This is a genomic window from Gluconobacter sp. P1D12_c, assembly GCF_018812105.1.
Classification (GTDB): domain Bacteria; phylum Pseudomonadota; class Alphaproteobacteria; order Acetobacterales; family Acetobacteraceae; genus Gluconobacter; species Gluconobacter oxydans_A.
The window spans coordinates 1-365 of the sequence record NZ_JACSIQ010000837.1; the positions used below are offsets into that span (position 1 = coordinate 1).

1 protein-coding gene is annotated in these 365 nt (G+C 58.2%); it reads right to left on the reverse strand.

What is annotated here, in order from left to right; translation table 11 throughout:
* The coding region (locus tag KP705_RS19440) for a transposase (protein ID WP_215765499.1) at nt 1–365 on the reverse strand (365 nt) is incomplete at both ends.

The following is a 365-nucleotide window of genomic DNA, read 5'->3' on the forward strand; positions in this document are numbered from 1 at the left end:
GGGCGTCTGTGGCTTTGTAGTCCGAGACCTGGCCTCCGGTAAGGACAAAGCCAAGAGGGCATCCCTGATTGTCACATCGGACATGGATYTTGCTCGTAAAGCCGCCGCGTGATCGACCAAAAGCCTCCGAATGAGCCCCCCTTTTGCGCCCGTAGCCTGTGAATGGGCACGGACTACGGTACTGTCGACCATATGCTGCCAGTTATCGGTCAGGTCGAGGTCTATCAGGGTTTGCAGCAGAGCATCCCACACCCCCTGCTCAGCCCAACGCCGGAACCGGACATAGACCGAGTTCCATTTGCCGTAGCGCTCATGCATGTCCCGCCACGGACAGCCTGTGCGCAGAACATGCAGCATACCATTGA